The organism is Priestia sp. P5 (assembly GCF_029522155.1).
GTDB lineage: Bacteria > Bacillota > Bacilli > Bacillales > Bacillaceae_H > Priestia > Priestia megaterium_E.
The window spans coordinates 91,854-110,409 of sequence record NZ_JAKWFJ010000002.1; the positions used below are offsets into that span (position 1 = coordinate 91,854).

Below are 18,556 nucleotides of genomic sequence, written 5' to 3' on the forward strand. Positions count from 1 at the left end.
GTAACATTAGCGCTTTACAGGTATTATACAGTAAAGGATTGAAAAATACTATTAAAAATTTTCAGAATTTTATATTTAAGACAAAATATCTATGTATAAACCTTATAACTAAAGGAATATAAGTGATTAATAATGTTGTGTTATGAATAATAATTCAAAAATATAAACAGAAGGTAGACGCATGTCTACCTTCTGTTTATAAATCTGCTAAGATATCGCCGTCTTTACGATTCTTATCAATTTTTAGTACTTGATCTGCTGGCTGATAGGACGCACCGTATATTTCTTTGTCTTTGTACGTATGAATTAACTCGTACGTTTTTTTCATTTTATTTAAAATGCTTTCCTCTGTTTCAGAGGTAGGAGACCAATATAGAATTTCCATCTGGTTAATTTCATTTGTAGCTAATGACCGGCGGTTATAGCCAATTGTTTGAGCGTGCTTAAAGTCTGCACGTTTATAAAAATGCAGTCGTTTTGCTGAGTCTGAATCTTTATAGTCTACAGGCTCTACTTCTAAGATAATTGGTTTGTTATGCTGTTTTAACTCATCAATTAATTTACCGCCAAGCCCTTGACCTCGAGCGTCTTTTGAAACAAAGAGGTAATCAATAAAGATAAATTGGTCTGTTTCCACGTACATTAATACGTGATGAGGTCCTTCATTTTTATGATAAATATCGCTGCGTTCTTGTAAAAGCGTTTCGATATGCTTCTTTGATTTCATTTCTTCAATGGGAAAATATTGACTGAGTTTTTCGTACCAATTCATAGCACCCTCCTACTGATCTTTTCATGATGATGTTCATAATAGTGTTCAAACAGTTATCTTATCTTTACCCTTTTTAGGGAAAAGTAAGCATCTATAATTGAAAATATAGATCGGAAAAAGATAGATTATTCACAATAATTAAATAATTATAGTGGTATAAGAACATATAATGGTAAAAATAAGTTTAATTATATTTAAATCGTAAGTTTATTTGTGAAAAACACAAAAAACTATCGCATTTTTTGTGATTTTTGATAAAATGAACAAAGTGAAGTTTTTTTAATATTGTATTTTATAGATGTAATAGCGGTAAAAGTGCAGGTTTGGAACTTGCAGCATCAGATTTTTAGTACATACAATCTCTGGAATTATTTGGCTGAAAAATAACGTAATGCTACACAATTAGCCGCTATTAAATGAAATGGACATGTTAGGAGAGAGAATTATGCAAGGGAACACGCAAGAAAAAGAATTAAGCCGTGGACTTGAGGAAAGACATATTAGCTTAATGTCTTTAGGTGCAGCTATCGGAGTTGGACTGTTTTTAGGTTCTGCATCCGCTATTCGGTTAGCGGGTCCTGGTATTCTTATCATGTATGGAATCAGTGGTCTTATTATGTTTTTTATTATGAGAGCGCTAGGTGAAATGGCCGTACAAAATCCAGTAGCCGGTTCTTTTAGTAAGTATGCTAACGACTATTTGGGGCCACTTGCTGGTTATTTAACAGGCTGGAACTACTGGTTTATGTGGATTATTACATGTATGGCTGAAATTACAGCTGTTGGAGTATATATGGAGTTTTGGTTCCCGGGTGTACCTCAGTGGATATGGGCACTTGCAGCACTCGTTATCATGACAGGGGTTAACTTTTTAGCTGTAAAAGCATATGGCGAACTAGAGTTTTGGTTTTCTCTTATTAAAGTAGTAACGATTATCCTTATGATTGTGCTTGGACTAGGCATGATTATCTTTGGAATTGGAAATGGCGGTATAGCAACAGGGATCAGTAATTTATGGAATCACGGGGGCTTTTTCCCGAATGGTATGAAAGGTGTTCTTTTATCACTTCAAATGGTTATGTTTGCTTACCTTGGTATTGAAATGATTGGGGTAACAGCAGGAGAGGTGAAAAATCCAGAAAAGACATTAACAAAAGCAATTGATAATGTACTGTGGAGAATTTTGATTTTTTACATCGGAGCTTTGTTTGTTATTATGTCTATTTATCCTTGGCCAGAGATCGGAACACAAGGAAGCCCATTTGTTTTAACCTTTGATAAAGCTGGAATTCCCGCTGCAGCAGGGATTATAAACTTTGTAGTGTTAACAGCGGCTTTATCTTCTTGTAACAGTGGAATTTTTAGTACAGGCCGTATGTTATTTAATTTAGCTCAGCACGGGGAAGCTCCAAAACGCTATGCCAACTTAACAAAAGGCGGCGTGCCTGGTGCAGCAGTTATTGCTTCAGCTGTTGTACTGCTACTCGGAGTTGGCTTAAACTATGTTGTTCCTGATAAGGTGTTCACGTGGGTGACAAGTATTGCTACTATCGGAGCGATTTGGACATGGGGAATTATTTTACTTTCTCAAATTCGCTTCCGCAAGAGATTAAGCGATCAGCAGGTAAGTGATTTAAAATATAAGCTTCCGTTTTTCCCGTATACGTCATATCTCTCTCTTGCCTTCTTAGCGGGAGTAGTAGTGGTGATGGGTTTTTCCTCTGATACAAGAATAGCCCTTATTGTAGGTCCGGTATGGTTTGTTTTATTGGTTGTTGTCTACTATTCAAAAGGTTTTCATAAAAGGTAAAAAATAAAGCTCGGACAAAAATAGTTTCGTTGAAGAAAGATCCGAACAAGTTGAATTCTTGATTAAGAATCCAACTTGTTCGGATTTTTTTATGGTGATGGTGAACATAGGTTTACTGTATGCAGGGCAAGGCGAAGACTCCTAGGGAAAAGCGAGACCCTGCAGGAGCGGAAGCAACGAGGAGGCTCGCCGGCCGCTCGCGGAAAGCGAAGTCTTCTACGGAAATCAACAGCGGTGTAACAAGCGTGATTCATACGAACTCATACATCCCATTTGTTCATCTTTAGATTGATGTAGTTTTGTTCCAGCCGCATTTTTTTCCAAAAGAAAATGAAGGATTTATTATTTCACTTTTTGCTTTAGTGTGCTAATATATTATATTGTTAAACAAATGAAGAGATGAATGAAGAAACAAATAATTTTTACGTGTTAATAGATTAGCATCGAGCTTTCTATCTCAAAAGTTTAAGCTTTTAGAAAGCAAAAGGAGACACAGCAAATGAAAGATAAAAAATGGGGACTTTGGTTTTTAACAGCCTTTGTAGTTGGTAATATGGTAGGCGGCGGAGTATTTATGCTTCCTTCTAATTTAGCAAACGTATCAAGTCCAGTCGGTTCAACACTTGCTTGGATTGCAACAGGTCTTGGTGTATTCATGATTGCTCTTGTATTCGGGAACTTAGTCATGAGAAAGCCCGAATTAAAAGGAGGGCCTCAAAGTTATGCAGCGAATCTTTTTTCATCGCCTAAAGCAGGTAAAGTAGCAGGGTATAGCATGGCTTGGGGCTACTGGGCAGCCAACTGGGCTGCAACAGCATCTGTCATCATATCGTTTGCGGGATATTTAACAACGTTCTTTCCAGTAATGGAGAGTAAGGATATTTTATTTTCAGTTGGAAATTTTCAATTAGAAGCTGGAAAATTCATTACGTTTTTAGTATGTTCTATTGTCCTATGGGGAATTCAAGCTATTTTGCAGCGAGATATCAATAGCGCCGGTAATATTAATTTTATCACAACGGCAGCTAAAATTATTGGATTCGGTTTATTTATTGTTGTGGCGCTATCGCTATTTAGCGCATCCAACCTGGTCAGTACAGAATTTGTTAATTCAAAAGGTATAAATGTAGGGTTAGGAAGTCAGGTCAATGGGGCAGCCATTGCTACGCTGTGGGCGTTTATCGGAATTGAATCGGCTGTACTGCTATCTAACCGTGCAAAATCACAAAAAGTAGTGAAGAAAGCAACTCTGCTTGGATTATTGATCTCAATGGTTATCTATGTGGGGATTACGCTTCTAGCTATGGGGATTCTTTCAACAGCTCAGCTTCAGCAGTCTCAAAAACCTTTGGTAGATACGTTAGAAATGGTGATTGGACATAAAGGTGCTTACGTAATGGCCATTTTAGCACTTATTTCTTTATTAGGTTCTACTGTTGGATGGATTGTTGTTAGTGCAGAAGTCCCTTATCAAGCAGCAAAATCAGGGTTGTTTCCACAGTGGTTTGCTAAAACAAATCAGAACAATAGTCCAGCCCGCTCACTAACATTAACAAATGGCTTAACACAGTTGTTTTTGTTTGCGACTATTTCAGGTACAGTTTCGCAAGCCTATAATTTCGCTATTGTTGTAGCTACTCTCGCTTATTTAGTTCCTTATTTCGTGACGACAGTTTATCAATTAAAGCTTATTGTGACGGGTGAGACGTACGACACGATTAAAGGATCGCGAGTAAAAGACGGAATCATTGCCTCGTTAGCACTTATTTATTCACTTTGGGTGATTAAGACAGGGACAGCTGATTTAAAAACATTTTTCTTAGGTATTGGCTTATTTGTAATCGGGCTGTTACTGTATCCTATCTTAATGAGACGAGGAAAAAGCACATCAGCTATTAAATAAATAAGAGGTTATCTCAAAAGCTTTGCAGAAAAGTCAGTTCTTCTGCAAGGCTTTTTTAGTGACTGAAAAATTTGAGGAATTTGTGAAAGAAAAAAATAATAAAAAAATGAAACTAATCTACAGGTTTATTCGTAATAGTAGTGTGGTAAATAAATAATGAAGAAAATCGGCAATGAAAATAATGACAGTGAAGGAACGAACTAATGTACTAGTTCACTTCAAAAAGTATATCATTCCGATGAAGTTTATAGTATAATGCAAATAGATATTATTTTTTAAAAGTAATTATAAAGTAGTATCGATTTTCATTATCAGTCATTAAATATTTACACTCGTTGAAGTTTGTATAAAACAACATGATTTACAGTTCATGTTTTAAATGTTATGACCGATTATGATAGAAGGAGTGAAGGAGTAAATGGTTACATTATATACATCACCAAGTTGTACATCTTGTCGTAAAGCGAAAGCTTGGTTAGAGGAAAATGATATTGGATATACAGAGCGTAATATCTTTTCAGAGCCGTTATCAATCGACGAGATTAAAGAAATTTTACGTATGACAGAAGATGGAACAGATGAAATCATTTCAACACGTTCGAAAACTTTCCAAAAACTAGACGTTCAGGTAGACGCTATGCCTTTGCAAGATTTGTATGAATTAATTCAGCAAAATCCTGGCCTATTGCGCCGTCCGATTATCATTGATGAAAAACGTCTACAAGTTGGTTACAATGAAGACGAGATCCGTCGTTTCTTACCACGTAAAGTGCGTACTTTCCAACTTCGCGAAGCTCAAAGACTTGTGAATGGTTAATTTTTATATTTGTCTGTTTAAGATTTAAATACGAAACCAACCAAGTAACGTTTGCTTGAAGTTGGTATATAAAAAATAAGCAGCAGGGAGCTAGTGGCTCCCTGCTGCTTATTTTTTGTCGAAATAGCAGGGGAAATGAAGTATATATGTAATTAGTAAAGAAAGAGAGTAACTAAACATATAAAAGTGGTGGTGAACGGAGTGGAGCTTTTACAGCTAAAATATTTCCAAGTAGTTGCTAGACTAGAACATATCAGTAAAGCGGCCGAAGAGCTATACGTATCTCAGCCTGCACTCAGCAAAACGATTTCACAGTTAGAAAAAGAGCTAGGCATTCGTTTATTTGATCGAAATGGTAAATACATTAAATTAAATCGGTATGGTAAAGCATTCTGTGCCAAAGTAGAACTTGCTTTAAAAACATTGGAAGACGCAAAGCACGAGCTAAAGGATATGTCGAACGATCCATGTGAAGAAATTCGTCTTGTTGTATTAGCTAGTTCACATTTACTTCCAGAGCTATTAAGCAGATTTCGTGAGCAATATCCTCAGGTGCGTTTTCGATTGATGCAGCACTTGACTAATTCTAATTCACAGCCTGATTTTGATTTATGTATTTCAGCTTTTCCATTAACAACCCGTCAGATCGAACATACTCCTTTGCTTCGTGAATCGATTTTGCTTGCAGTGCCTCTTGATCATCCTTTAGCCAAGCAATCACGTGTAAAGTTAAATGAACTTAAAAATGAGAAATTCATTGTGCTAAAGAAAGGAAAAGAGCTAAGGAAAATAACGGATGTAATTTGTAAGGAACAGAATTTTGCACCTCAAATTACGTTTGAAAGCGATGACCCAGCAACAGTGAGAGGTTTGATTAGAGCGAAGCAAGGAATAGGTTTTATTCCTGAAGTAACTTGGGGAGGTTCTACAGGCAAAGATGTAAAACTGCTGAAAATTGAAGAGGAAACATTTGAACGTACTATCTTTTTAGCTTGGAACAATGGAGGCTATGTGACGGATTTACAACAAATCTTCAGGCAGTTTGTGATCGATTATTTTAAACATTTACCCTCCGGTATGTCTCATGAATACATATAAAAATCATGACTAAATGTCATGATTTTTATTTCTTTTTCGAATAAATCTAAAGTGAACAGTAGAGAAAAACTGCATTATGTCATTTTTGATATAAGTATATAACTAAAAATGCATAGGTTATTCAACTTCTTTCCTTTACACTATTTTTAAACTATAAAGTAAACGTTTTCAATGATGGAGTGGGGAGGAAGTAATATGATAATCTTCGGTGTAGCACTGCTATCTATTTGCATGTTGATAGGGGTAATTGTAGGGGACGCATTAGGAGGGCTGATGGGAGTAGAAGCCAACGTTGGAGGAGTAGGGGTATCCATGCTTCTTCTTGTACTAGCGGTGGATTATTTAAAGAAGAAAAATAAACTCCAAGTAAAATCCGAAGAAGGCATTGCTTTTTGGGGAGGTATTTATATTCCTATCGTGGTAGCAATGTCTGCACAGCAAAATGTTGTAGCTGCTCTTGATGGAGGAGGCATGGCGCTTCTTGCAGGGGTGGTAGTAGTCGTAGTAGGCTTTTTATCCATACCATTTATCAGCAGAATAGGAGAGAAAGCGAAGGTGAAAGAACAAGAAATAGAGCTTTCTATTTTACCTAAGGAGCAGATCAAATGATGAATATGATCAAAGAAGGATTAGAAAATAACGGGCTGATTACGGCATTTGCTATTATTGGGATTGTCATGTATATTGCTTACTTTTTATCAGATAAATTAACAAAAGGAAGAGTTCACGGATCTGCTATTGCTATTATGTTTGGATTAATCCTTGCTTATATCGGTGGAGTGAACACAGGAGGAGAGAAAGGAATTTCTGATATACAGTTATTTTCAGGAATTGGTTTAATGGGCGGAGGGATGCTGCGAGATTTTGCCATTATTGCTACTGCGTTCGGTGCCAATTTTAGCGAAGTCAAAAAAACGGGAATCAGCGGGATTACGGCCTTGTTTTTTGGGGTTTTCTATTCCTTTGTAATAGGTGTAATTATTGCTCTTTGTTTTGGATATAGAGATCCCGTTGCTTTGACCACAATCGGAGGAGGAGCCGTGACCTATATTGTGGGGCCGGTTTCTGGAACTGCGATTGGGGCCTCTTCTGATATTATCGCGTTAAGTATAGCTGTAGGATTAATTAAATCCATTTCAGTTATGATTTTAACACCGGTATTTGCTAAGAAAATCAAATTAAACAACCCTCGTACAGCAATGATCTATGGAGGAGTTATGGGGACGACGAGCGGTGTAGCAGCTGGTTTAGCCGCAACAGATGTAAAACTTGTACCTTACGGAGCCATGACAGCTACATTTTATACAGGTCTTGGTTGCTTACTCGTACCATCTATTCTTTTTTTACTCACAGAGATTATTTTTTAAGTGTACAAAGTGTTTTATGAATAAAAGACTGCTGTGCTCATTAAACTAAAGAAAAGGCCATACTAAATAAAAATGTTTAGTATGGCCTTTTCTTTATCATTTAGTTGAACGAAAGCTATTAACAACCATGCCGCTTATCAGCACGACAGCAATTGTTATAAACGGAATAAATGTTCCTAGAGATGTATGGTCTGCAAAGAATGAATGTAAGTTCTTTTCATGCCCAATCATATTTCCAGCAGTATAAGCTAAAATAGCTGCCCCACCATAAACGAGCAGGGGAAATCGCTCCATCAAATACAAAATGAGCTTGCTTCCCCAAACAATAATGGGGACGGATACGAGTAATCCGGTAACAACCAAGATAATATTTCCATGAGCTGCGCCTGCTACAGCTATTACATTATCTAGTCCCATTACAATATCAGCAAATACAATCGTTCTTACAGCGGCCCCTAATGTCACACCTGCACGGATTGAAGATGCATCATCACCTTCTGATACAAGAAGCTTAAAGGCAATGATCACTAATAAAAAACCGCCGATGAGCTGCAAGTAAGGAATAGTTAGTAAATAAACAGCTAAAATAGTAAGTACAATGCGAACGATCACAGCTAAGCCAGTCCCTAAAAAAATAGCTTTATTTCGCTGATATTCAGGTAAGTTGCGGCTTGCTAAGGCAATAACAATAGCGTTGTCTCCACCTAATACAATATCGATACCGATAATAAGAAGAATGGAGGTTATTAATTCTAAATCCAATAGTCTTCCCTCCCAATATGTAAGGATAAGTAGCTCATATTGCTTTATCTGTGTTCACTTTTAAAAAAAAGCGTTCATAGGGTAAAGAGATTATGTATATAACAAAGTAAGGTGTAAGGTGGCTATGAGTTGTCAGAGTATTTTTTATTTCCTTTCTTTCGCATTTTGTCATAAAATAGATATACAAGGTTCACTCAAATAGTGTATGCTTGTATATCCCAAGTTAGAATGCTTTACAAAGTGAGAAAGTACATGTAATATTGCTTTAACACGGGGGTAAAATAGTCCCTTCATCGTTTAGGGGTAATGTTCGAAATGGCCGGATTACCTTCACTGATTTTTCCGAAGGGAGAGATGATAATGGAAATCGAACGCATTAATGAAAACACAGTAAAATTCTTTGTCACTTACGTAGATATTGAAGAACGTGGATTTGATCGCAATGAAATTTGGTTTAGCCGAGAGCGCAGTGAAGAGCTATTCTGGGAGATGATGGACGAAATTCATCAAGAAGAAGAGTTTGTAGCAGAAGGTCCTCTTTGGATTCAAGTACATGCGCTTGAGAAGGGGCTAGAGGTTATTGTAACAAGAGCACAAGTTTCAAAAGACGGTCAAAAGTTCGAAGTACCTGTTGGTGAAAATGATAAAATCGATATCCCTGTAGATGGAAAAATTGAAGCGTTGCTTGATCATCAAGCGAATCAAAATAAAAAAGCTGATTTTGAAGAAGAAATTATAGAAGACGAAGGGCTACAGTTCGTCGCACGCTTTCAAGACTTAGAACATTTAATTTCCTTAAGTCACCATTTAGAGTTAGATGATATCATCAACAGCATGTACGTGTTTGAAGGGAAATATTATTTATACGTTGAGTTTACAGATGATGAAGATTTTGTAGCTGAAATTGATAACATTTTAAGTATCATTTTAGAATATGCAAATGAATCAAATGTAACAGTTCATCGTTTAATGGAATATGGAAAAGAATTAATCAGTGAAAATGCACTTGAACAAGTAAAACAGTATTTTCCTTTACGATAATAGCAGCCGATTTCATGTATATGAAATCGGTCTTTGTTTTGTCTTCATTTTGGGAAAAGCTCTCTGCTTGTATGAAACGAACATAAGTGGAGAAAGAAGGAAACTAGTTTCTGAACGAGAAAAGTGTAGGGTTAAAATTCCCAGTTTGAGGATAATAACGGTACATGGGTCCGTTGTTAATGATGAAAGATTGGTTTTAGGATAGGTGAAAACAAGTTGAAAAATAGATTACAGCTTTTAATTTTTGTTATTGGTATTATTGCTTTGCTTTATTTTACAAAAGGGTATTGGGACGGTAAATTTATTGGCGTGCTAAGTATCTTAATTACGATTAGTGTTGTTTTCATCGGTCTTGTTATTTCATTAGAAAACCGTCATCCAACTCAAACGCTAACGTGGCTCGTAGTATTAGGCGGTTTCCCGGTAATAGGGTTCTTTTTTTATTTGTTATTTGGACGCAATACGCGAAAACGGCGTTTATTTGCTAAAAAAGCAAAGCTGGATGAACAGGTGCTTTTAAAGATGGAAAGAGATTCCGGTGTATTAGAAAATCACTTTGAACAGTTGGGCACCAGTAGAAAGCAAATGCTGAAGCTAGCCGTCAGGCTTGGAAAGAGTCCAATTTCTTTTTCATCAGATACGCGCGCATTGACGAATGGAAAAGAGACGTTTCACGAAATTATGGAATCATTAAAGCATGCAAGGCATCATATCCACTTAGAGTATTACATCGTACGACATGATCACTTAGGAGAACAAATTAAAGATATTTTAATTCAGAAAGTACAAGAAGGAGTTTATGTACGTTTCTTGTATGATGCCGTGGGCAGTTTTCAGCTTTCACCGCATTATATTCACGAGTTAAGAAACGCGGGCGTAGAAATGATTCCGTTCTTGCCGGTCAGACTTCCATTTCTTAATAATAAAATCAACTTCCGTAATCATCGTAAAATTGTAGTCATTGATGGAACAATTGGATTTGTAGGAGGTTTGAACATTGGTGATGAATATCTCGGGAAAAGTCGGCATTTTGGCTTTTGGAGAGATACCCATTTGATGGTGAAGGGTGAGGCAGTCCGTTCATTGCAGCTTATTTTCTTGCAAGACTGGTATTATATGACAGGTCAGACGATGCTTACTCAAACGTATCTGTCGCCGGATTTAATTGACATTGATATGGAAAAGTGCGGCGGTGTTCAAATGATTGCTGGCGGACCAGACCGTGAGTGGGAAATTATTAAACACTTATTTTTTTCGATGATTACGTCTGCGAAAGAGTCCATTTGGATTGCTTCTCCTTACTTCATACCTGATGAAGATATTTTTACTTCTCTCAAAGTAGCTGCTCTAAGCGGTATAGATGTAAGGCTTCTTGTACCTCAGAAGCCCGATAAAAAAATTGTTTTTCATGCATCACGCTCTTATTTTCCTGAGCTGCTAGAAGCAGGTGTGAAAATTTACGAGTATAAAAAAGGATTTATGCACAGCAAAATTGTGATTGTTGATAGAGAAATTGCCTCTATTGGAACAGCTAACATGGACATGAGAAGCTTTCATTTGAATTTTGAAGTAAATGCTTTTTTATATCGCACAGCTAGTACCCAAAAGCTCGTATATGAATATATGCAAGATTTAGAAGAAACGAGTGAGCTTCACTTTAAAGACTTTGAAAAGCGGCCATTTATACAGCGGCTATTTGAATCAACGGCCCGTTTGCTTTCACCGCTATTATAATCGCTGTAAACCACATTGTGTATGCTGCAATGTGGTTTTTTTCTGAAAGAAAAGGGTTTAGTAGAAAGGTGTCGAATACAAGGATATAGCTCGCTACTATAGGAAGGAGAAATGTACGATTGTTAGTTGCCCAAACAGAAGAAGGCCTCATTTCACTAGCTCAGCGCTTTTCGCTTGAACAGCTTAAGCTGTGGAAAAAAGAAAAGCAGTTCTACTGTCCCTCTTGTCAATCCCCTGTACAGTTAAAGGTAGGTACAAAAAAAATCCCTCATTTTGCTCACCTGAAAAAAACGTGCGTCGCTCAGCATGAAGGTGAAACAGATTATCATCTCGACGGAAAACGAAAGCTGTTTCACTGGTTTAGTTCTCATCTTGAAGTCGAGTTAGAAAGTTATCTTCCTGACATTATGCAGCGTCCAGATCTCCTTGTAGATACGCCCTCGCAAAAATATGCAATCGAATTTCAATGTGCTTCCTTATCTTCCTCAGTGCTAACCAAACGTTCTATTCATTATGAGAAAGGAAATTATATGCCCCTTTGGATTATGGGGGCAAAAAGAATGAAGCGCTTATCCACTTATATGTATCAACTTTCTTTTCAAGAGTGGCAGTTTCTTACTGTTTCCGATTATACGCCCACACTTCTTTATTTTTCACCTTCTACTAATCAACTGTTGAAACTTGAACATCTTATTCCTTTTTCGTCTCAGATTTGTTATGCACAGCTTGTCGTGCTCTCTCCTCACGAGCATACCTTTCATGATCTTTTTTCTACACATACACAACCTCAATTTTTCTCTTCATGGATAAAGAAAAAGAAGGCATGGCGAACGCATTATATCCTCTATCCTAATCAGAAGCTTCAGCCTTTTTTACACGCTCTTTATGAAAACAATATTCCTCCCTCCCATATTCCAGCAGAAGCAGGCATGCCGCTGCCTTCTTTATACATGGTTGAAACGTCTGCTACTATATGGCAAACGTGGCTGCTTCTTGATTTAATGCAGCAGAAGCAAGTAGGGGATTTAGTTACAGAACAAGAGTTATGCCGGCTATGGCTCTGCAGAATTCATAAGAGGCATATTATATTTCGGTCTTTGCCAATGGCCCCTGTTGCTGTGGAACAGCCCCTGTTTGAGTATATAGAGGTGTTATGCCGGCTAGGGATGCTAACGTATATAACTTCTGGGGTATACAAAATCAGAAGGCCCTACACGATTCCAAAGCAAACATCTGATGCTTTTTTAGAAGATGGACAAATGATGAAAAGGTGGTTAAATCAAGCAAAAGAAGTGACATAACCACTGAAAATCAGTACGCTTAAGAAAGAAGCCTTTTTTCAAAAGCGTACTGACTTTTGATTAATTCTTTTAAAACAACATACAATAACGAAAGAAATAAAAAGGATTCGTCTTAGAAAAAGCGAACAGTTATAGACAGGTAGAAAAAGATGGAGGGATGACCATGAGTGAACAATCAAAAGTAAAAAAGTTACCAAGTAGAAGCGAGATAAAAGTAGAAGATACGTGGAAACTAGAGGATATTTTTGCTTCAGATGACGCATGGGAAAAAGAATTTGAAGAAGTAAAAGCTCTTATTCCGCAAATGGAAAAATTCAAAGGGAAACTTGGAGAGTCCGCTCAAACTTTATACGACGCTCTTCAAGAGCAAGACGAGCTCACAATGCGCGTTAGTAAACTTTATACATATGCTCATATGCGCTACGATCAAGATACCACTAACTCTTTTTATCAAGGGTTAAATGATCGTATCAAAACACTTTATACCCAAATTGCAAGTGCACTATCGTATGTAACACCAGAAATTTTGTCTATTGAAGAATCAAAAATTAAACAATACATGGGGGAACATAAAGAGCTAAAGTTATATGCTCATGCATTAGATGAAATTACTCGCGAGCGTCCGCATATTTTATCAGAAAGCGAAGAAGCGCTTCTTGCTCAGGCTTCTGAAGTGCTAGGATCTTCAAGCAACACGTTTGGAATGCTAAATAACGCAGATTTAGAATTCCCTTCCATTAAAGACGGAAATGGAGAAGAAGTAGAAATTACGCACGGACGCTATATTCGTTTCCTAGAAAGCAGCGATCGCCGCGTACGAGAAGAAGCGTTTAAAGCGGTGTACGAAACGTACGGTAAATTTAAAAATACGTTTGCAAGTACATTAAGCGGCACGGTGAAGAAAGATAATTTTAGCGCCCGCGTTCGTCACTATAATTCAGCTCGTCACTCAGCTCTTAGCACAAATAATATTCCAGAAGAAGTATACGATAACTTAGTTAAAACAGTGAACGATAATTTGCATTTGTTGCATCGATATATTGATTTACGTAAGAAAGTATTGGGAATTGAAGAGCTTCATATGTATGATCTCTATACGCCTTTAGTAAAAGACGTAAAAATGGAAGTAACCTATGAAGAAGCAAAAGATTATATTTTAAAAGGTCTGAAACCACTAGGTGAAGACTACCTTAATGTGTTAAAAGAAGGATTTGAAAATCGTTGGGTAGACGTTCATGAGAACAAAGGCAAGCGAAGCGGTGCGTATTCTTCAGGAACGTACGGTACCAATCCTTATATCTTAATGAACTGGCAGGATAATGTAAATAACTTGTTTACACTAGCCCATGAATTTGGCCATTCTGTACACAGTTATTACACAAGAAAAACGCAGCCATATCCTTACGGAGATTATTCAATTTTCGTGGCAGAAGTAGCTTCCACGTGTAATGAAGCGCTTCTAAACGATTATTTACTAAAAACAATTGATGATGAAAAGCAGCGCTTGTACTTGCTTAACCATTATTTAGAAGGGTTCCGCGGTACGGTATTCCGTCAAACGATGTTTGCTGAATTTGAGCACGATGTGCACGTGCGTGCTCAAAACGGAGAGCCGCTTACACCTGAATTGTTAACAAAATTGTATTATGACTTAAATAAAAAGTATTTTGGAGACAACTTAGTAATTGACGAAGAGATTGGGTTAGAATGGGCTCGTATCCCGCATTTTTACTACAATTACTACGTTTATCAATATGCTACAGGATTCAGTGCAGCAGCAGCATTAAGCAAGCAAATCCTTGAAGAAGGAGATGCAGCTGTTGAGCGCTATGTAGGTTTCTTAAAGTCAGGAAGCTCTGATTATCCAATTGAAGTGCTGAAAAAGGCAGGGGTGGACATGACAACATCTCAGCCTATTGAAGAAGCGCTAGCCGTATTTGAAGAGAAGTTAACGGAAATGGAACGTTTATTAAATCAATAAAATTAAAATGAAGCAGGAGCTGTATCCTGCTTCATTTTTTAAATCCTCGAAACTTGTTGTGATTGTTAAGCAATGTAAAAATAATAAGAATAGCTAAAAATAAGAGAGGGCCTGCGATAAGGAGAGGAACAAGCTGCATAAGAGATAAAATATAGAATAAAAAAGAAAACAAAAGAATAACAACCCCTAGAGTAATTCCAGCAATTTTCATAGTTAACACCTCTATTAAAAGCATAATTGGTTGTACTATATGAGTGAATCTGGCTGTTTATGAAGTTTTTTTATAAAAAAGTGAATAAAATTGAAAAAAGGGGTTGCCAAAAGTCGACATAATTTGCTATAGTATTAATCGTGAAGTTTATCACAAAACAAACATATACCCCTTTGTTTGACCGTGAAAAATTTCTCCCATCCCCTTGTTGTCTTAAGACAAACGAAAAGACTTGGCGAAAGCCAAGTCTTTTTTGTTTAGTTGATGCTTAGGATAAGCATCAACATGTAATGATTAACAGCTCTTTTCAGTACTTCTCCAAAAGGTTCCGTATTTGACAGGAACTCTCTCAACCACTTGCTGAAGCTGAAGTTTTTTCAATTCTTTTTCAGCCTCTTCTAATGATAAACCATACACAACTGCAACTTCTTTTGAAGCAACAAATTGAAAATAGCTTAAAAATGAACGAAGAGGCGGAAGACAAGCTGGATCTGGGTCAATTTCTAACATCTCTTTAATAATGTGTACATATGTTTCGTACGAATAGTATCCTGATATCTTAATGCCTTCTTCTTCAACTTTCTCGTTGAAGAACACAAGAGTTGGAATCTCATCGACATCCATTTCCGACGTGATTTTTAAATCACATTGAAAGGCTTTCGCAGCGTAATCTGAATGCAAATCTTTTACAAATTCATTAACATCTAGCCCCACATGTTTTGCACATTGTATTAGAACAGATTCTTCTGTAACATTTTGTTTTTCTAAAAATACTACTTCTTGAAGTCTTCTCAAAAAGCGAATGCCCTGTTTCTTTCCTTGCAGACCAGCCGCTTTAATCGCAATTGATGCAGCGTAAGGAGTATCGATTGGGTTTTCAAGCCACAGATTGCCGTCACATGACATACCGGAGCGGCTTCCAGTTTTCTCCCACGATTTTGCAATATGTTCAAATTTCTGCTGTGCTCCAATATTTAATTGCTGTAAGTTTCCGCCAAGCACATGCTTGAGGGATAACAGCTGACCATATTCTATTTGTAACTTCTTTAGAATAGGCTCGAGTGCCCAGCATTCCGGGCAAAGAGGGTCAACAAATACATAGATTTCAAGCGGTTTTTTATTTGAACCTTGACAAAGCTGATGCAAGGATGGGTATTGGCTATTTAGGTTACTCAATGTGAAAATCCTTTCTCATCTGTCTGTTCCGGTGAATTAATCATGTGTTGGGCAGTTAAAATAAGACGATGATAAAGTTCATCTCTCTCAGGGCCTTCTAAATTAATTTCGTCCATTGCTTCATGCATACACGTCAGCCAGGCTTTGGCTCTTGACGGTGTAATTTCAAAAGGAAGATGCCTAGCTCTCAGCATAGGGTGACCATGCTCTTCAGTGTATAACGAAGGCCCTCCTAAATATTGTGTCAAAAATTGCTTTTGCTTTCGTGCTGTTTCTGTTAAATCATCAGGAAAAATTGGCGCGAGCTCAGGATGTTGTCCAACGCGTGTATAAAAAGCATCAACAAGTTTTGAAATCGTATGTTCACCGCCTAATAATTCGTAAGGGGAGTGGATTTTTTCTCTCATGTTGATAACTCCTTTGTTATAAGAAATATACGTCTTAACTCTTTGGTGTTTTTTACTTTCCTTAATTTTAGCAGTGTCATTTCGTTAACTCAAACTATCCGCTTACTTCTTCTATTGGAAAAGAGATAAAGTGGAATTTTACATAAGAAAAGTCTATCATGCTGTGGCGAATCACTAATTATGAGAAACAAAGGAATACTTTCACAAACGTTTCCTTCTATTTATATAGTGTAACCTCGACAAACTATAGCCATTCCATGTTCGAGTGGCGAATGATTTGGCTCCTTTACACAAGATAAGAAGACATAATTTTATTTACATATTTTTGCGTTTCTTGAAAAGGAGGTACTCCGCCGTATTTATCGACATTACCTGGTCCAGCATTATAGGCTGCCAACGCTAATTTCACGTTTCCGTTGTATTTATCTAACATTTGTCGAAGATATTTGGCTCCTCCAAATACATTTTGTTTGGAGTCGTACGGATCTTCTACACCAAGAGCTTTAGCGGTTGCTGGCATTAGCTGCATAAGCCCAGCCGCTCCTACAGAACTTTTGGCAGATGGATTAAAGTTTGATTCTTGTTTAATAACAGAACGAATAAGTTTAGGGTCCAGCTGATAGTGTGCAGCTGCTTCTGTAATGATCGTTTGTACATCATGAGATACCGTTTCTTTTGTTTGTGAAGGTAAGGCAGCATTTGAAGCTGCTGCCTCACCTGAGGAAGAAACAGATGGCTCGGACTGCATTTGGACCGCCGTAGATGGAAACATCTGCGCTGATTTCAAGTAAAGATTGGTACTCATTTGAGGTTCTTGATTGACGTAGTCTTGAAAAAGCTGAGCAAATACAGAGAGTAAAGCTGTACCAAGCATCACGTTAGCTGTTGGCAGCTGGTTGTTAACTGAAAGTGGCTGAGTTCCAGGAAATTGAACGGAAGACATGTAATTGTTAATATTCATGCTCATAAATTTATTCTCCATCCATTAACGTATACTTTCGCTTGTAAAACCGTCGAATTTTGTTTTCCGTTGGTTTCTTTTTAATATCAAGCTCCGTAAGCAATTGCTCAAAATATTTTGCTCCTTCATTGGCATCGGTTACTTCGTATTCAAGTTCATAATCCTCAGCACCTAGATAAAAGCTATGATCGAGTACAAGTAACCCGTTTTTATATGGAATTTCTGCTCGACTTGTACGCAAAGTCCCAAAATAAGTTAGCGCATGGCTATCAACTTGTAAATCAGTAATAAGCTGTTGAATTGTTGACGGAATCTTGGCGCTGCCATCTAGCAATTCTTTAGCTTGTTCATTTGTTAATGCTTCATGTGTTTCTAAAAGACCCTCTTGATGAGGCTGTTTGAGCGTGAGAACGAACTTATCTTTTTTGCTTCGAATTCGCAGGGCAGCCCCGCAGTCTTTTAATGAGAAAGCAGGTGTATCAAAATAGTGATTTTCTTGAGAACCAAACTGATCTTCAGTTAATTGAAAGTGTGAGCGGAGACGATCAAACTCTTCTTTCGTTACTATATTTTTAAATTCAATTTCAATTTCTTGTTTCAATGAAATCATCCTTTTAATTTAGGTCTTTTGGTAAGGTACTTTCCATCTTAATTTATCACACTTTTTAAGACAGTAAAACTACATTTCCTAACAGGAATATCCATATGGGGAACTTGGAAAATGAAGAAATACGGATTGTTTAGGTTTTACCTTTATTAAACGTTCCTGGAATGTGTTAAAATAGTAACGAATTGTATAGTTGGAAGGAGTTTATTTATGCACAATCGAATTGACATCACTACCTGTGTGATGAAATCAAATGAATTACATTTAAAAGCAGACCCTATTGAGACGAAAATTGAACAATTGGAAGATACAAAACAAATGCTTGTTGACTCAGATAACATGTCATTTGTATATGTTGTAGATATTAATGATCAATTTATGTATGTTGGCCTTAGTGATAATATTTGGGCAAATTTAAAGCACGTCTTACATAAAGATATGAAAGTATTTTTAGAAATTAATAAGGAAGTAATTGAGCTATCAGCCGTTAAAGAAGAGCTGTCTTATCTCATCAGTAACATCGAAGGAAATGTGAATTATGGAGACGAGATGGTAGCAAGAGTAGAGGAAGTTTTTTTAGATAAAGAAAATAAGTAATAGAGAGAAAA

At 37.0% G+C, this 18,556-nt stretch carries 17 protein-coding genes; 11 read left to right on the forward strand and 6 right to left on the reverse strand.

Features of this window, described 5'->3' with window-relative positions:
* Positions 1 to 196: 196 nt before the first annotated feature.
* Positions 197 to 772, reverse strand: a complete 576-nt coding sequence (locus tag MMB69_RS17365; protein ID WP_013055419.1) for a GNAT family N-acetyltransferase — start codon at positions 770 to 772, stop codon at positions 197 to 199.
* Between the two features lie 445 nt (positions 773 to 1,217).
* On the opposite strand from MMB69_RS17365, the gene MMB69_RS17370 reads away from it, so the two are divergent.
* From MMB69_RS17370 to madM, 6 genes are all read left to right on the forward strand, one after another.
* Positions 1,218 to 2,582, forward strand: coding sequence for an amino acid permease (locus MMB69_RS17370; RefSeq protein WP_221785521.1), 1,365 nt, complete (start codon positions 1,218 to 1,220; stop codon positions 2,580 to 2,582).
* A gap of 499 nt (positions 2,583 to 3,081) precedes the next feature.
* On the forward strand, positions 3,082 to 4,485 hold the full coding sequence (locus MMB69_RS17375; protein WP_013081760.1) for an amino acid permease: 1,404 nt from the start codon (positions 3,082 to 3,084) through the stop codon (positions 4,483 to 4,485).
* Positions 4,486 to 4,903: 418 nt separating this feature from the next.
* Entirely contained in the window at positions 4,904 to 5,302 is a 399-nt protein-coding gene (spxA, locus tag MMB69_RS17380; protein ID WP_013055422.1) for a transcriptional regulator SpxA, read from the forward strand.
* A gap of 201 nt (positions 5,303 to 5,503) precedes the next feature.
* On the forward strand, positions 5,504 to 6,400 hold the full coding sequence (locus MMB69_RS17385; RefSeq protein ID WP_221785520.1) for a LysR family transcriptional regulator: 897 nt from the start codon (positions 5,504 to 5,506) through the stop codon (positions 6,398 to 6,400).
* A 195-nt stretch (positions 6,401 to 6,595) separates the two neighbouring features.
* Complete coding sequence (gene madL, locus MMB69_RS17390; RefSeq protein WP_013055424.1) at positions 6,596 to 7,009, forward strand: malonate transporter subunit MadL; 414 nt, start codon at positions 6,596 to 6,598, stop codon at positions 7,007 to 7,009.
* A complete protein-coding gene (gene madM / locus MMB69_RS17395) occupies positions 7,006 to 7,767 on the forward strand; it encodes a malonate transporter subunit MadM (RefSeq protein ID WP_028407477.1) in 762 nt (253 codons plus the stop codon). Before madL ends, madM begins: the two co-directional genes overlap by 4 nt.
* Before the next feature lie 96 nt (positions 7,768 to 7,863).
* Here madM and MMB69_RS17400 read toward each other — a convergent pair whose 3' ends face one another.
* Positions 7,864 to 8,529 (reverse strand): TerC family protein, encoded by a 666-nt coding sequence (locus MMB69_RS17400; RefSeq protein ID WP_013055426.1) that lies wholly within the window; start codon positions 8,527 to 8,529, stop codon positions 7,864 to 7,866.
* A gap of 360 nt (positions 8,530 to 8,889) precedes the next feature.
* Here MMB69_RS17400 and mecA point away from each other — a divergent pair, with 360 nt between their 5' ends.
* From mecA to pepF, 4 genes are all read left to right on the forward strand, one after another.
* Entirely contained in the window at positions 8,890 to 9,570 is a 681-nt protein-coding gene (mecA, locus tag MMB69_RS17405; protein WP_013055427.1) for an adaptor protein MecA, read from the forward strand.
* A 216-nt stretch (positions 9,571 to 9,786) separates the two neighbouring features.
* Entirely contained in the window at positions 9,787 to 11,304 is a 1,518-nt protein-coding gene (gene cls, locus MMB69_RS17410; protein WP_221785519.1) for a cardiolipin synthase, read from the forward strand.
* Between the two features lie 119 nt (positions 11,305 to 11,423).
* Positions 11,424 to 12,605, forward strand: coding sequence for a competence protein CoiA (locus MMB69_RS17415; protein ID WP_221785518.1), 1,182 nt, complete (start codon positions 11,424 to 11,426; stop codon positions 12,603 to 12,605).
* A 163-nt stretch (positions 12,606 to 12,768) separates the two neighbouring features.
* The gene (pepF, locus tag MMB69_RS17420; protein WP_277448098.1) at positions 12,769 to 14,586 is read left to right on the forward strand and encodes an oligoendopeptidase F; all 1,818 of its coding nucleotides are present in this window, start codon (positions 12,769 to 12,771) and stop codon (positions 14,584 to 14,586) included.
* A 505-nt stretch (positions 14,587 to 15,091) separates the two neighbouring features.
* On the opposite strand, the gene MMB69_RS17425 is transcribed toward pepF, so the two are convergent.
* From MMB69_RS17425 to MMB69_RS17440, 4 genes are all read right to left on the reverse strand, one after another.
* Positions 15,092 to 15,943 carry a ClpXP adapter SpxH family protein gene (locus tag MMB69_RS17425; protein WP_013055432.1) on the reverse strand — a complete coding sequence of 284 codons (852 nt, stop codon included), beginning with the start codon at positions 15,941 to 15,943 and terminating at the stop codon, positions 15,092 to 15,094.
* A gap of 26 nt (positions 15,944 to 15,969) precedes the next feature.
* Complete coding sequence (locus MMB69_RS17430) at positions 15,970 to 16,380, reverse strand: globin domain-containing protein (RefSeq protein WP_013055433.1); 411 nt, start codon at positions 16,378 to 16,380, stop codon at positions 15,970 to 15,972.
* A gap of 286 nt (positions 16,381 to 16,666) precedes the next feature.
* Positions 16,667 to 17,347: a lytic transglycosylase domain-containing protein gene (locus tag MMB69_RS17435; protein WP_277448099.1), complete on the reverse strand. Its 681-nt coding sequence runs from the start codon at positions 17,345 to 17,347 to the stop codon at positions 16,667 to 16,669.
* Between the two features lie 4 nt (positions 17,348 to 17,351).
* Positions 17,352 to 17,942: a CYTH domain-containing protein gene (locus MMB69_RS17440; protein WP_221785514.1), complete on the reverse strand. Its 591-nt coding sequence runs from the start codon at positions 17,940 to 17,942 to the stop codon at positions 17,352 to 17,354.
* Positions 17,943 to 18,158: 216 nt separating this feature from the next.
* Here MMB69_RS17440 and MMB69_RS17445 point away from each other — a divergent pair, with 216 nt between their 5' ends.
* Complete coding sequence (locus MMB69_RS17445) at positions 18,159 to 18,545, forward strand: UPF0738 family protein (RefSeq protein WP_028407485.1); 387 nt, start codon at positions 18,159 to 18,161, stop codon at positions 18,543 to 18,545.
* Positions 18,546 to 18,556: the final 11 nt, after the last annotated feature.

Bases quoted from the DNA above. Each gene is read 5' to 3' on its own strand.
- MMB69_RS17365 (WP_013055419.1), bottom strand. From the start codon at position 772: ATGAATTGGTACGAAAAACTCAGTCAATATTTTCCCATTGAAGAAATG.
- MMB69_RS17370 (WP_221785521.1), top strand. From the start codon at position 1,218: ATGCAAGGGAACACGCAAGAAAAAGAATTAAGCCGTGGACTTGAGGAA.
- MMB69_RS17375 (WP_013081760.1), top strand. From the start codon at position 3,082: ATGAAAGATAAAAAATGGGGACTTTGGTTTTTAACAGCCTTTGTAGTT.
- spxA (WP_013055422.1), top strand. From the start codon at position 4,904: ATGGTTACATTATATACATCACCAAGTTGTACATCTTGTCGTAAAGCG.
- madL (WP_013055424.1), top strand. From the start codon at position 6,596: ATGATAATCTTCGGTGTAGCACTGCTATCTATTTGCATGTTGATAGGG.
- madM (WP_028407477.1), top strand. From the start codon at position 7,006: ATGATGAATATGATCAAAGAAGGATTAGAAAATAACGGGCTGATTACG.
- mecA (WP_013055427.1), top strand. From the start codon at position 8,890: ATGGAAATCGAACGCATTAATGAAAACACAGTAAAATTCTTTGTCACT.
- pepF (WP_277448098.1), top strand. From the start codon at position 12,769: ATGAGTGAACAATCAAAAGTAAAAAAGTTACCAAGTAGAAGCGAGATA.
- MMB69_RS17430 (WP_013055433.1), bottom strand. From the start codon at position 16,380: ATGAGAGAAAAAATCCACTCCCCTTACGAATTATTAGGCGGTGAACAT.
- MMB69_RS17435 (WP_277448099.1), bottom strand. From the start codon at position 17,347: ATGAGCATGAATATTAACAATTACATGTCTTCCGTTCAATTTCCTGGA.
- MMB69_RS17445 (WP_028407485.1), top strand. From the start codon at position 18,159: ATGCACAATCGAATTGACATCACTACCTGTGTGATGAAATCAAATGAA.